The sequence below is a fragment of the Nocardia rhizosphaerae genome (assembly GCF_042650365.1).
In the GTDB taxonomy this organism is placed as follows: domain Bacteria; phylum Actinomycetota; class Actinomycetes; order Mycobacteriales; family Mycobacteriaceae; genus Nocardia; species Nocardia rhizosphaerae.
This window is the reverse complement of sequence record NZ_JBHSBA010000002.1, coordinates 75256-87958: the sequence shown is the minus strand read 5'-3', so window position 1 is coordinate 87958 and position 12703 is coordinate 75256. Positions and strand designations below refer to the sequence as shown.

8 protein-coding genes are annotated in these 12703 nt (G+C 70.1%); 4 read left to right on the top strand and 4 right to left on the bottom strand.

Translation table 11 applies throughout. The features are described from left to right. The first annotated feature begins 16 nt into the window (after nucleotides 1-16). Together rarD and ACFOW8_RS01335 are read left to right on the top strand one after the other, a co-directional pair. Nucleotides 17-940, top strand: a complete 924-nt coding sequence (gene rarD, locus ACFOW8_RS01340; protein ID WP_378544111.1) for an EamA family transporter RarD — start codon at nucleotides 17-19, stop codon at nucleotides 938-940. 342 nt (nucleotides 941-1282) lie between these two features. After that, complete coding sequence (locus tag ACFOW8_RS01335; RefSeq protein WP_378544108.1) at nucleotides 1283-2212, top strand: ADP-ribosylglycohydrolase family protein; 930 nt, start codon at nucleotides 1283-1285, stop codon at nucleotides 2210-2212. 420 nt (nucleotides 2213-2632) lie between these two features. Here the strand turns inward: ACFOW8_RS01335 and ACFOW8_RS01330 are convergent, their stop codons facing one another. Together ACFOW8_RS01330 and ACFOW8_RS01325 are read right to left on the bottom strand one after the other, a co-directional pair. Then, nucleotides 2633-5860, bottom strand: coding sequence for an arabinosyltransferase domain-containing protein (locus tag ACFOW8_RS01330; protein ID WP_378544250.1), 3228 nt, complete (start codon nucleotides 5858-5860; stop codon nucleotides 2633-2635). A gap of 135 nt (nucleotides 5861-5995) precedes the next feature. Next, nucleotides 5996-6493 carry a hypothetical protein gene (locus ACFOW8_RS01325; protein WP_378544105.1) on the bottom strand — a complete coding sequence of 166 codons (498 nt, stop codon included), beginning with the start codon at nucleotides 6491-6493 and terminating at the stop codon, nucleotides 5996-5998. Between the two features lie 168 nt (nucleotides 6494-6661). On the opposite strand from ACFOW8_RS01325, the gene ACFOW8_RS01320 reads away from it, so the two are divergent. Then, nucleotides 6662-6805: a helix-turn-helix domain-containing protein gene (locus tag ACFOW8_RS01320; protein WP_378544102.1), complete on the top strand. Its 144-nt coding sequence runs from the start codon at nucleotides 6662-6664 to the stop codon at nucleotides 6803-6805. A 78-nt stretch (nucleotides 6806-6883) separates the two neighbouring features. Here the strand turns inward: ACFOW8_RS01320 and ACFOW8_RS01315 are convergent, their stop codons facing one another. Next, nucleotides 6884-8185: a DNA polymerase IV gene (locus tag ACFOW8_RS01315; protein ID WP_449289752.1), complete on the bottom strand. Its 1302-nt coding sequence runs from the start codon at nucleotides 8183-8185 to the stop codon at nucleotides 6884-6886. A gap of 177 nt (nucleotides 8186-8362) precedes the next feature. On the opposite strand from ACFOW8_RS01315, the gene ACFOW8_RS01310 reads away from it, so the two are divergent. Next, nucleotides 8363-9238 (top strand): UTP--glucose-1-phosphate uridylyltransferase, encoded by an 876-nt coding sequence (locus ACFOW8_RS01310; RefSeq protein ID WP_378544096.1) that lies wholly within the window; start codon nucleotides 8363-8365, stop codon nucleotides 9236-9238. A 150-nt stretch (nucleotides 9239-9388) separates the two neighbouring features. On the opposite strand, the gene ileS is transcribed toward ACFOW8_RS01310, so the two are convergent. Further along, nucleotides 9389-12520 carry an isoleucine--tRNA ligase gene (gene ileS / locus ACFOW8_RS01305; protein WP_378544092.1) on the bottom strand — a complete coding sequence of 1044 codons (3132 nt, stop codon included), beginning with the start codon at nucleotides 12518-12520 and terminating at the stop codon, nucleotides 9389-9391. Nucleotides 12521-12703 lie beyond the last annotated feature (183 nt).

Genomic DNA, 12703 nt, shown 5'->3' with positions numbered 1-12703 from the left:
CCGTAACATGGGATGAATGCAGCGCAGCCCCTCGCCGCCCGGTGTCGTCTTCGGGACCGGCGCCTACCTCATCTGGGGCATGTTCCCGGCGTTCTTCGGTCTGCTCGCCTTCGCCTCGGCCACCGAGATCGTGGCCCACCGGATCCTCTGGACCCTGGTCGTGGCGCTGATCGCGCTCGCCGTCGCGGGCAGGCTGCGGGAAATGCTCGCGATCGACGCGCGCACCTGGCGCCTCGCCGCGGCGGCCTCGGCGGCCATCGCGATCAACTGGGGCACCTATGTGTACGGCGTGAATTCCGGGCATGTCGTCGAGTGCGCGCTCGGGTACTTCATCAACCCGCTGGTGACGGTCGCGTTCGGGGTCGTGCTGTTCCGGGAACGGCTCACCCGCGCGCAATGGGTGGCGCTGGGCTTCGGTGGGCTCGCGGTGATCGTGCTGACCGTCGACTACGGCCGCCCGCCGCTGATCGCGCTGGTCCTGGCCTGTTCGTTCGCCACCTACGGCCTGGTGAAGAAGGTGATCCGGCTCGACGCGCTGCGCGGTATCGCCGCCGAGGGCGTAGTCGCGTTCCCGTTCGCGCTGGCCTTCGTGATCGTGCTGATGTCCACCGGGCGCAGCGAGTTCGCCACCACCCCGGCGCACACCGGGCTGATGCTGGCCACCGGCCCGGTGACGCTGCTTCCGCTGTTGCTGTTCGCGGTGGCGGCCCAGCGGGTGCCGCTGTCGACCATGGGCATCCTGCAGTACCTGACGCCCGCGCTGCAGATGGCGTGGGGCGTGGTCATCATGCACGAGCCGATGCCGCCGTCGCGCTGGATGGGCTTCGCCCTGATCTGGGCCGGACTGGCGATCTTCACCGCCGACGCGCTGCGCCGAACCCGGCGGGCCAGGCGCGACGCAGCGTCCGCCGCACCCGTCGAAGAGGTCACGGCGCCTTGAGGATTCGCACGGCGGCCGATAGGGATGCCTGCTCAGCCCGGCCCGATGGAACTACTGATCGTCCTTCTGGTCGTCGTCATCATGTCGGGGCGCTGATGTCGTCCCGGTCGACTTCCACCGGCACACGACATGGCGACCGAGACTGGTCGTCCGGCAGCGACGGCTCGTTCGATTCGAGCTCGTGGTCGAGTGCTGGTTCCTCCGGCGAAGGTGGTTGCGGGGGCGGGTCCAGACACTCCCATCACATGGCGCACACCGCGTGGCGAGCCCGAACCAGTGGTGTGTCACAGAATCCGACCGGTACGCTCGATCGGCTGGATGGTCGGAAGATGCCAGGGAGGGGTGGTTCGGTTGGGCGGTTCGGGATTCTCCGATCGGGTCGCGGGGGTGATCGTCGGCGGGGCCGCCGGGGACGCGCTGGGCGCCGGATACGAGTTCACCAAACCGGGGCCTGCCACCGTGATCGACATGATCGGCGGCGGGCCGTTCGGCTGGGCGCCCGGCGAATGGACCGACGACACCTCGATGGCGCTGGCGATCGCGCTGGCCGCGGTACACGGGCCTGGGATCGACCTGGACGCGGTCGCGGCCGGGTTCGTCGCCTGGTTCGATTCGGGTCCGCCCGATATCGGCAACCAGACCAGGCGAGTGCTGTCGGCCAGGCCGTCCTCGGCGCGTGACATGCAGGCGGTCGCGATGTCGCTGACCGGGCGGACCGGCGGCAACGGCTCCCTCATGCGGACCGCGCCGGTCGCACTGGCCTATCTCGACGATGCGGCCGAATGCGTCGCGGCGGCGGGCCGGATCGGGCTGCTCACCCACCACGACGAGCAGGCTGTGGAAGCCTGCGAGCTCTGGACCTACGCGGTGCGCCACGCTGTCCTGCACGCCGACTTCGGCGGAGTGCGCGAGTATCTGCGCGGTTCGGCCCATTCGGCGTACTGGACCGAACGCCTGGACGAAGCCGAGCACGGCACCCCCGACGACTTCCCGGACAACGGCTGGGTGGTGCACGCCCTGCAGACCGCGTGGTGGGCGATCAGCACCACCGACCAGTCGACACCCGAACACCTGCCCCGCGCGCTGGAGGCCTGCGTGCGCGCGGGCAACGACACCGACACAACGGCCGCCATTGCCGGCGGCCTGCTCGGTGCCCGCTGGGGCGCATCGGCCGTGCCGCCCCGCTGGCGCGCGGTGCTGCACGGCTATCCGGGCCTCACCGGCGCCGACCTCCCCGACCTGGCCCAACGCATCGCCGCACACCCACAATGAGCCACCCTCCCCGCCGCCGCCCACCTAGCGGCGGTCCGCTGACCTGCCGCGTTCATCAGAGCGCGCAGCCGCTTCGCTGCCGGAACAGCTGGGCGCAGCGTGGCGAGTGGCCGGGAAAACGTCGAGCCTGCCCAGTGGTGAGTTCCGTATCGGCACGGTGGCGACTCCACGTCCATCGGAACGGAGGCGAGCAGATCAACCACGTTTCGGCACGATCTGGGCATACTTGCTGCCGGTCTCGCTGCCGCGGGATGGCGTAGGGCACCGCGCACACCGTTCATTTACCCGCCGATCGGTCGCATACGAGACAATCCGAGCGATTGGTGAGTGCTCAGCGCGTGCCCACAGCAGCGTCGGCGGACTTCGAAACAGCCTCGCCGACCGCGCTGCCGCCCGGCGGGACCGTCCGGCCCTGAGTCCCTACCAGGCTGTGATGATCGGGCCCGGTGTCCATGTCCCCCAGCGATTCTCGGCGGTCACGGCAGGTTGCGCAGGGACAGCGGCGGAGTCGAGCGGGAGGTATTGCTCGAGCGAACCCCAGTCGCGATCCCAGTCGTTGTTCAGGTAGGTCGGCAGGGTGCGGGCGGTGAACAGCAGCTGGGTCCAGCCGAGCGGGCCGCCGCCGTCGTGACCCTGCCACAGGTTGGTGATGGTGGCGCCGTTGCGGTCGGGCAGGATGCGGTATTCGGGCAGGTCCGAGATGCCGTTGTGGGTCGGCAGGTGCTGCTGGCACGGGAAGTGCAGGCCCACCGCCCAGTCCAGCAGGACCGGCGTCTCCCGGCCGACGACCGCGTCGAGCGTCGTCAGCTGCGGCAGCCGCGGCGGAGTGAGCGCCAGCCACTGATCCGGGCCGAGATCCCGGTCCTGGGCGACCAGCCGGACGACACTCGTGTCGGCGGGCACGGTGTCGAGCGGGACCCGCAGGTTGCGCCACATCGGCGAGGGGCCGATATCGATCGGCAGCGCCCGGCCGGTCACCGTGACGGTGCCGTCGGCGGCCGCGGTGCCGTACTCGACGGCGAGCTCCTGGCCTGGATGCACGACACCGTCGGCGTCGACCGAGCGGACCCGGCCCGCGACCGCCACCGTGAGCAGCGGACCGCGCGGCCCGTCGGGCAGCCGGAACCAGCCGCTGGTGAGCGCGGCGGGCTCCTGTGGGCCGGGACGATAGCTGCCGAGGACGGGCGTGGTCGCCGGGTCGAGACCGAACGGCAGCGCCGGCGAGCCCTGCCGTGTCTCGGCACCGGCCGAGGTCGAGGCATCGCGCAGGGTGTCGGGATCGTCGGAGACCGAATTCGCCTGGCCCGTCGTCGATTCCACCTCGTCGGAGGTGAGCACCGGAGCCACCCCGCCGGGGCGGAAACCGGTGGATTCGATCCCGGCCAGCGCCGTTGCCGCGTCGCCGGTGAGCGGGACGAGCATCGATGCGTTCGGGTCGGTCTCCACGAGCACCTCATCGGCCATCCCGCAGCCGCCGGCGAAGGCCGCCCGGAAGTTGGAGGTCGCCAGCGAGTACGCCGGGTATTGGGCGACGGTCGCCTTGGCGAAGGAGGCCACCTCGAACAGCACCATCATCGCGGCGACGACGGCGAGCACGGGGATCCGGGCGAGGCGCCCGGCGCGTGCCGAGGGGTTCGGGTGGATGTGGAACCATGCCGCGATCAGCAGGCACAGGCCGGTGAGACCGGCGAACACCGTCGAGACGCCGAAGCCGGCGACTGTCGGTGGCTTGTCCCACCACGGGATGCCCCACGAGGAGGCGTACCAGTAACCGTTGGCGCCGACCCAGGTCATGGCCAGGGCGAAGAAGACGGCGGCGGCGAACAGCGCGCGATTGCGCAGCGGCCGCAGCACGGACGGGTTCACCGCCACGGCGGTCACCGCGGCGACGCAGGTGCCGAGACCGGCGAACACCCCGAACTGGTGGGTCCATTTGGTGGGCGAGAACATCATCAGCACCATGGCGGCCAGGGTGATGCCGAGCAGCCGCCGGGTGGGGCCGACCGCGGTGCCGGGGATGTGCCCACCCTTGCGCAGCATGGTGGCCGCGCACACCACCAGGCCGAGCAGCATGACGAATACGCCGAAGCGGCGGGTCAGCCAGCCGTCGGCATTGATCTGCAGCAGGTACTGGTAGCGCAGGAACTCGAAGAACCAGGATTCGCCGGGCCCGATCTTGCCGTGCACGTCGAACATGGTCAGCACACCGGCCAGGGTCCGGTCGGCGAACACGACGGTGAGCACCACGCTGCCCGCCGCCAGGATCGGCAGCAGCAGCGCGGCATAGCCGACCGACTCGGCGCGCCGCATGATCACCGCGGTGACGGTGCGCGCGCCCGCGATCAGGGCGCCGAGGCAGATCAGGCCGGACGGGGCGCCGGTGAGGGTGAACGCGGCGACGATCACCGCCACCGCGAACGGCAGCAGCCGCCGGGTCGCGATGGCCCGCTCCACCGACACCCAGGTGACGAGCACACCGAGCGCGACGACGAATTCCGCGCGCAGGCCGTTGTTGTAGGGCAGCCAGAAAGCCAGGAACACCAGGGCCGCGGTCCAGGTGGCGACCCGCTGCCGCCGCACCGCGACGCCGAGCCGGGGCAGCACCTCGCGGCTGATCAGCCACCAGGTGAGCAGGCCGGCGCCCAGCGCGGGCAGCCGCACCACCGGGCTGGCGGTGGACAGCTGCGCGATCCAGCCGATGATGTCGGTGTAGGGCGTGTAGAACGGGCCCTCGTCGACGCTGAACCAGCGGTAGTAGTTCGACATGTTGCCGGAACTGGCCGCGCCGCGTGCCATGCCGAGGATGTAGCCGTCGTCGGAGGTGTTGGCGCCGATGAAATGCCAGACGGTGAGGACCCCGAACACCAGCCAGTCGACCGGGCGCAGCCGCCACCAGCGCTGCGGCAGGAACCGGCGGGCCGCGCGGCCGTCGAGCGCGTCGAGCCGGTGCAGCGCGAACAGGGCCACCGCGGTGGCGAGCAGGCACAGCGCGATGACCGCGAGTTTGAGCGCGGTGGGCGAGGTGATGTAGCGGGAATCGGCGACGACGTCCACCGCGAGCCCGGCGGGCGGGGCGCCGGTGAGCTCGCTGAACACGCCGACCACCTGCGGCCGTAAGTCGGCGGGCACGGTGGCCCCGGCGGCGCCGAGGCCGGTCACGGCGACCGTGGCGGCGGCGGGAGTGAGGGTGGTGGCGATCGCGCAGTCGGCGCCGAGCACGTCGGCCAGCGGCGCCGACCACAGCAGCGTCGACCGGGAGACCACATCGACGCGGCCGGGCCGGTCGGCGGTGTCGGCGACGACCTTGACGACGAAGCCGTAGCGCTCCATGTCCACCGCCTGCGCCGGGATGGTCGACACCGCCACGCCGCCCGTACCCGCGAGTGCGCCGAGCGCGGCGCACGGGACGGTCGCGGTCAGCTCGGCGGGCGCGTAGGCGACCAGCGGGGACTCGATCGAGGTGAGTGTGCCGCGCTGCGGCCAGGACACCGTCGCGGTGTCGACCTGCACCGGCAGGAAGGGCAGGGCGATCGCACTCAGCAGCCCGAGGAGACCGGCCACGACGGCGACGATCCGCGCCGATCCCCCGACCCGTGCCCGAGGTGCGGGCTCCGAAGCATCCTTGGGCGGATTACCCGGCCGCACCATCGTCTCAACCACGGGGCCCGATACTAGCCGGGCGCCGATGAGGCCGCGAAACACCGCCGGAGGCGCGGTAGACCGGCCCGCGGCGGCACCGACGCCGCGCACCGCCCGCCCAGCCCCGCCCGGCGACGGCCTACCTCAGGCGCAGGCGACCGACTGCTGACCCAAATTGGTCAACATCGTGCACGCCCACACCTTCTGCACCTTCCACTTACCGTCCTCCACCACGAACGGCACATCCACCACATTCGTCTGCCCGTTCACCGTGAAATCCGCCTTCGCGTTCACACTCTCACCGAACGAAGTCACCTCCGTCACCTGCACCACCACCCCGGCATCCTGCGCCGCGACAGCCAACCGGTTCGGCAACTCCGGATCAGCCTCACCACCCTGCACGAAATCCAGCTTCTGCTCATTGGGCACCGACGGATCCAGCGCCGTATTCAACTGCGCATTCAACTCCTCCACCGACGGCACCGGCGGCAACGCCACCGTCGCCGACGTGGTAGCAGCAGCACTGGTCGTGGTCTTGGCAACGGGCGTATCACCCTTGTCATCACTGCACGCACTCAGCCCGAGGGCCGCCACCACGGCCAGGCCTGCGATCGCGACACGTCCGGTCGTACGAAGCTTCAACTGCTCGTCCTTTGCGTTCGAGGGGGAGTTCCATCGCGGTAGACGAGGCTACCGAATGTCCCCCGGTGCGCCGGGCTTCAGCCCGGTGGTGAAGGCGGACGCGGGAGGGCCGGCAAGGCCCGAGTCAGGTGCTGGTCGCTGAACACCCGATGCCGACAGGATGCGGGCGTGCGACTCCGGTACAGCTTTCGCATCTATCCGACGCCGCGCCAGCAGGTTCCGCTGGCGCAGGCGTTCGGATGCGCCCGCAGGTTGGCCGAGAAAGCGCACCGGTATGGGCGCACTTTCGGCAAGGTTGCGGCGCTTGGCTGAGAAGCAGTAACCCACCGAGAGCGTCGACAGCCGCTGGTAGGAATCGCCGCCGTTGAAGGGCGGCGAGGATGTCAATGCTCAGGCCAGGCTGGCGAGGGGGTCGGCCCTGGTGAGATCCGGGTCGTCGGCCGGGAAGGTGCGGGCGGGACCGGGCCCGGTGGAGCGGGTTTCGAAGCGCACGGTCACCACGCCGTAGCCCGCGCCCTGTACCCAGCCGTGCCCGAACTCGGGATGCCGCACGTCCACGCCGGGAAACCAGTGTCCGGCAGGCGTGTTCGGGGCGGGCTCGGCGGGCTCGGGCTCGGTGGTCTGTTCGAGCGTGGCGTCGGCGGGCACCGCCTGGTCGAGTTCGGGGAACAGGGATTCCTGCCGGACCAGCGACAGTCCGCCATAGCCGACACCGACGAGCCGGACGGGCCCGAGTTCGGCGGGGTCGATCGCCGAGCGCTGCGCGGCCGCGGCGAGCGTGGCCGCGTCGGCGGTGGCGTAGGGCAGGGTGAACGACCTCGTCACGATGCCCATGTCGGACTTCTTGAGTTTGAGCACCACGGTGCGGGCGGCGCGGCCGTCGCGGTCGAGCCTGCGGTGCGCGGCGGCGGCCATCGCGGCGATGGCGGAGCGCAGGTCGGTCATGGTGACGATGTCGCGTTCGTAGGTGTTCTCGGCGCTGATCTGTTTGGCTTCGGCGCGTTCGGCGACCGGGCGGTCGTCGATGCCGCGGGCGAGCCGGTGCAGCGCGGCCCCGACGCTGCCGCCGAGGATCGACGCGGCCTCCGATTCGGGCAGGGCCGCGAACGCGCCGACGGTCTCGATGCCGAGACTGCGCAGTCGGCTTTCGGCGACCGGGCCGATCCCCCACAGCTTGCGCACCGGCAGCCCGGCCAGCAATGTGCCCTGTTCGGCCGGGGAGATCACTCGCATTCCGTCGGGTTTGGCCAGTCCGGATCCGATCTTGGCGAGCTGCTTACCGGTCCCGGCGCCGATGGAGGCGGTGAGACCGGTGCGTTCGTGCACGAGCGCGCGCAGCCTCGCGCAGTACTCCTCGACGCCGGTGACATCGGCGCCCGCCAATTCGGCGGGTTCGGCGAATGCCTCGTCGAACGACAGCGTCTCCAGCACCGGAACGCGGCTGCGCAGGGTGTCGAACACCTGTGCGCTGAGCACCGAATACACCGCGCCGCGTGGCGGCACCACCACCGCCGACACCCCGATCAGCCTGCGCGCCTGATGCATGGGCATGGCCGAGCGCGCGCCGTACACCCTGGCCTCGTAGCTGGCCCCGGCCACGACCCCGCGCTGACCGGCGCCGCCGACGAGGACGGGACGGCCGCGCAGGGTGGGGCGGGTGAGCTGCTCGGCCGAGGCGAAGAACGCGTCCATGTCGATGTGCAGCACCCAGCGGCGCCCGGTGGCCGCGGCGTCGGGCCTGGCCGGGGCTTCTGCTGCGGCGGCGTCGGTGCTCACGCCCGCAATCTACGCCGTCGCTCCGACAGATTTCCCAGCTCACTGACAGCCGTGGCACAGCGGCGACCGGGCCGGGTGTGTGATGATCGGGAGATGAAGATCCGCAAGGCTGTCATTCCCGCTGCGGGCATCGGCTCCCGGCTGCTCCCGCTGACGAAGGCGACGCCGAAGGAGATGCTGCCGGTCGGGGACAAGCCGGTCATCGAACACACCGTCCGTGAGCTGGTCTCCTCCGGGATCACCGACATCACGATCGTGGTGAGCGGCGGCAAGTCGCTGATCCAGGATCACTTCCGACCGAACCCGGCGCTGGTGGCCCAGCTGCGGGCCGACGGCAAGTCCGCCTTCGCCGACGCGGTCCAGGAGGTCGGTGAGCTCTCCGCCGCAGGCCACATCACCTACCTCGACCAGCACGGCCCGTACGGCAACGGCACCCCGGTGCTCAACGCGGCCCGGCATCTCGGCGACGAGCCGATGCTGGTGCTGTGGCCCGACGACGTGTTCGTCGCCGAGGTCCCGCGCGCCCAGCAGCTCATCACCGCCTACGAGTCCACCGGCTGCCCGGTGCTGGCGCTGCTGCCGATGGAACCGGGTGAGTCGCAGCGCTACGGCGTCCCGGTGGTGCGCGAGGACCTCGACGACGGGCTGCTGCGCATCTCCGGGCTGATGGAGAAGCCCAAGCCGGAGGACGCCCCGTCGGCGTTCGCGGCGATCGGCGGCTATGTCGTGACCCCCGGCATCATCGAGGAGCTACAGCGCCAGACCGACAACTGGTACACCCACCAGAACGGCGAGGTGTACCTGACCGACGCGATCAACAGCTACGCCGCCAACCACGCGGTGTACGGCCAGGTGATCCAGGGTCGCTGGTACGACACCGGCAACCCGGCCGACTACCTGGTGGCCCAGTTCGCCTCGGCCCTCGCCCACCCGGAGTACGGTCCGCTGCTGCGCCAGCTCGTCGACTGACGACGCCGCCTCAGCCGAAGCCGGCAGGCCGGTCCGGGCGCCCGCTCAGCCGGGCGTCCGCGGTCAGCACACCCACCACGTCGCGATACTGCCGTTTCCCGGCGTCGGGGTAGGACCCGGAAAAGGGTCCCGCCCCGACGCCGGTTCGGCTCACGCCTTGACGACCACGGCCTTCACCCCACCGGTGAGTTCGGCGGAGCCTGCCTCGGCGGCCCCGAAATCCAGGGTGGTGGCGAGGATTTCGCCCGCGATCAGGTCGCGATGGGTCTGTGCCCAGGCCAGCCGCTCGGTGGGCACCTCGAGGGTGACGGCGATCCGGTCCGAGACCTCGAGGCCCTGCGACTTGCGGGTCTCCTGCAGGTCGCGGATGAGATCGCGGGCCCAGCCCTCGGCCTCCAGTTCCTCGGTGACCACCGAGTTCAGCACCACCAGACCGGCATTGCCGGGCAGGGCGGCGGTGGACTCGGGTTCGGCGGCCACCAGTCGCTGGGTGTATTCCTCGGGCAGCAGGGTGATCCCGGCGGCGGTCACCACACCGTCGGCCGACTCCGACCACTGGCCCGCCTTCACGGCCTTGATCACCGTCTGGACGTCCTTGCCGAGGCGCGGACCCGCCGCCCTGGCGTTGACGGCCAGTTCGAACCGGCCGTGCGCGTCCACATCGGTGGTCAGGTCGACCTTCTTGACGTTCACCTCGTCGGCGATCAGCGCGGTGAACGGCGTGAGCCGTTCGACGTCGCCCGCGGCGATGGTGACCTCGGCCAGCGGCAGCCGTACCCGCAGGTTCTTGGCCTTGCGCAGGCTCAGCGCCGTGGAGCACACCACCCGCACCTCGTCCATCGCCGCGACCAGCTCGGCATCGTGGCGCAGCTCGGTCTCGCCCGGCCAGTCGGTCAGGTGCACCGACCGTCCGCCGGTGAGCCCGCGCCAGATCACCTCGCTGACCAGCGGCAGCAGCGGCGCGGCCAGCCGGGTGGCCACCTCCAGCACGGTGTGCAGGGTGTCCACCGCGTCCCGGTCCTCGGACCAGAACCGCGAACGCGACCGGCGCACATACCAATTGGTGAGCGCGTCGGCGAAAGCCCGCAGCTCGTCGCAGGCACCGGCGATGTCGTAATCCTCGAGCGCCTCGGTGATCACGTCCCTGGTCACCGCGAGCTTGGCCAGGATGTACCGGTCGAGCACGTGCGGCGAATCCGTGCGCCACACTCCCGGCGTCGAGGCGTAGAGCTGCAGGAAGGTCCACGCGTTCCACAGCGGGCGCAGCGCATGGCTCACTCCCTCGCGGATGCCGCGCTCGGTGACGATGAGGTTGCCGCCGCGCAGGATCGGCGAGCTCATCAGGAACCAGCGCATCGCGTCGGAACCGTCGCGGTCGAAGACCTCGTTGACATCGGGGTAGTTGCCCTTGGACTTCGACATCTTCAGGCCGTCGTCGCCGAGCACGATGCCGTGCGCGGCCACGGTTTTGAACGCGGGCGAGTCGAACAGCGCGGTCGCGAGCACGTGCAGGGTGTAGAACCAGCCGCGAGTCTGCCCGTTGTACTCGACGATGAAATCGCCAGGGAAGTGACTGTCGAACCAGTCCTTGTTCTCGAACGGGTAGTGCACCTGCGCGAACGGCATCGACCCGGACTCGAACCAGCAGTCGAGAACCTCGGGGGTGCGCCGCATCATCGACTTCCCACTCGGGTCATCGGGATTCGGCCGCACCAGCTCATCGATCATCGGCCGGTGCAGGTCGGCCGGGCGCACGCCGAAGTCGCGCTCGAGCTCGTCGAGGGAGCCGTACACGTCCACGCGCGGGAACTCAGGATTGTCCGACACCCACACCGGGATCGGCGAACCCCAGTAGCGGTTGCGGCTGATGTTCCAGTCGCGCGCGCCCTCGAGCCACTTGCCGAACTGGCCGTCCCGGATGTGCTCGGGCACCCAGCTGATCTGCTTGTTCAGTTCCACCATCCGGTCGCGGAACTGGGTGACCGCCACGAACCAGGACGGCACCGCCATGTAGATCAGCGGCTGGCCCGAGCGCCAGCTGTGCGGGTAGGAGTGCTCGATCGTCTCGTGCCGCAACAGCTTTCCGGCGGCCTTGAGGTCGGAGATGATCACCGGGTTGGCGTCGAAGACCATCAGGCCCTCATACGGCGGCACCATCGAGGTGAACTTGCCCGCCGGGTCGAGCGGCTGCACGATCTCGATCCCGGCGGCCGTGGCCACATCCATGTCCTCCTCACCGAAAGCCGGTGCGAGGTGGACGATTCCGGTGCCGGAATCGGTGGTGACGTAGTCGGCGGTGAGCACCCGGTGCGCGCGCGGGTGGCCGAGGAAGAAGTCGAACGGCGGCCGGTAGGACAGATCGGCCAGGGCGGCGCCGTCGTATTCGCCGAGCACCGTCGGTTCCTCGCCGAACTCGCGGGCGTAGTGCGATACCCGGTCGGCGGCCAGCACATAGCGCTTGCCGTCAGCGGCCTGCACCTGCACGTAGCGCACGTCGGGGTGGACGGCGATCGCCAGGTTGGACGGCAGGGTCCACGGCGTGGTGGTCCAGATCAGCGCATTGGCGCCGTCGAGCGCGGCGAGCGGATGCTCGGCCGGGACCGAGAGCACCATGTCGACGGTGACCGCCGGGTCCTGGCGCATCTTGTACGCGTCGTCGAGGCGGGTCTCCTGGTTCGACAGCGGCGTCTGTTCGTACCAGCTGTAGGGCAGCACCCGGAAGCCCTGGTAGATCAGGCCCTTGTCGTAGAGCGACTTGAAGGCCCACATCACCGACTCCATGAAGTCGAGGTCGAGGGTCTTGTAGTCGTTGTCGAAATCGACCCAGCGGGCCTGGCGGGTGACGTAGTCGCGCCACTCCCCCGTGTAGCGCAGCACCGAGGCCTTGCAGGCCGCGTTGAATTCGGCCAGCCCCATCTGTTCGATCTGCGCCTTGTCGGTGATGCCGAGCTGCTTCTCTGCCTCGATCTCGGCGGGCAGACCGTGGGTGTCCCAGCCGAAACGACGGTCGACCTTCTTACCGCGCATGGTCTGGAAGCGCGGGATGAGGTCTTTGACGTAGCCGGTGAGCAAGTGGCCGTAGTGCGGCAGGCCGTTGGCGAAGGGCGGGCCGTCGTAGAAGACGAACTCACCGGAGCCGTCGCGATCGGCGATGCTGGCGCGGAAGGTGTCGTCGCGGGTCCAGTAGTCGAGGACCTGCTGTTCGAGTTCCGGGAAAGACGCGCCGGAACCGGCGCCGAAATCGACCCGGGGGTATGCACCGGTGGTTGTCTCGTCCGCCATCGCGGATCTGCTCCTCGTGCCGCCGCGCCGTCGGCGCGAATCCTGGGCACGGGGACGATGCCGACGCCGGTGCGCCGTACCGCGGTACCACCCCGCTTGCCCCTACCGTCCGCTGGTGGCGGCGGCGCGGGCCTCTCGTTGTGTGAGCTGTGACGGGCTCACCCGTTCGGTTCTACTGAGCGC

Excerpts from the sequence above, each read along its gene's own strand:
- rarD (WP_378544111.1), top strand. The coding sequence starts at position 17 with ATGCAGCGCAGCCCCTCGCCGCCCGGTGTCGTCTTCGGGACCGGCGCC.
- ACFOW8_RS01315 (WP_449289752.1), bottom strand. The coding sequence starts at position 8,185 with ATGGACGCGTTCTTCGCCTCGGCCGAGCAGCTCACCCGCCCCACCCTG.
- ACFOW8_RS01310 (WP_378544096.1), top strand. The coding sequence starts at position 8,363 with ATGAAGATCCGCAAGGCTGTCATTCCCGCTGCGGGCATCGGCTCCCGG.
- ACFOW8_RS01330 (WP_378544250.1), bottom strand. The coding sequence starts at position 5,860 with ATGGTGCGGCCGGGTAATCCGCCCAAGGATGCTTCGGAGCCCGCACCT.
- ileS (WP_378544092.1), bottom strand. The coding sequence starts at position 12,520 with ATGGCGGACGAGACAACCACCGGTGCATACCCCCGGGTCGATTTCGGC.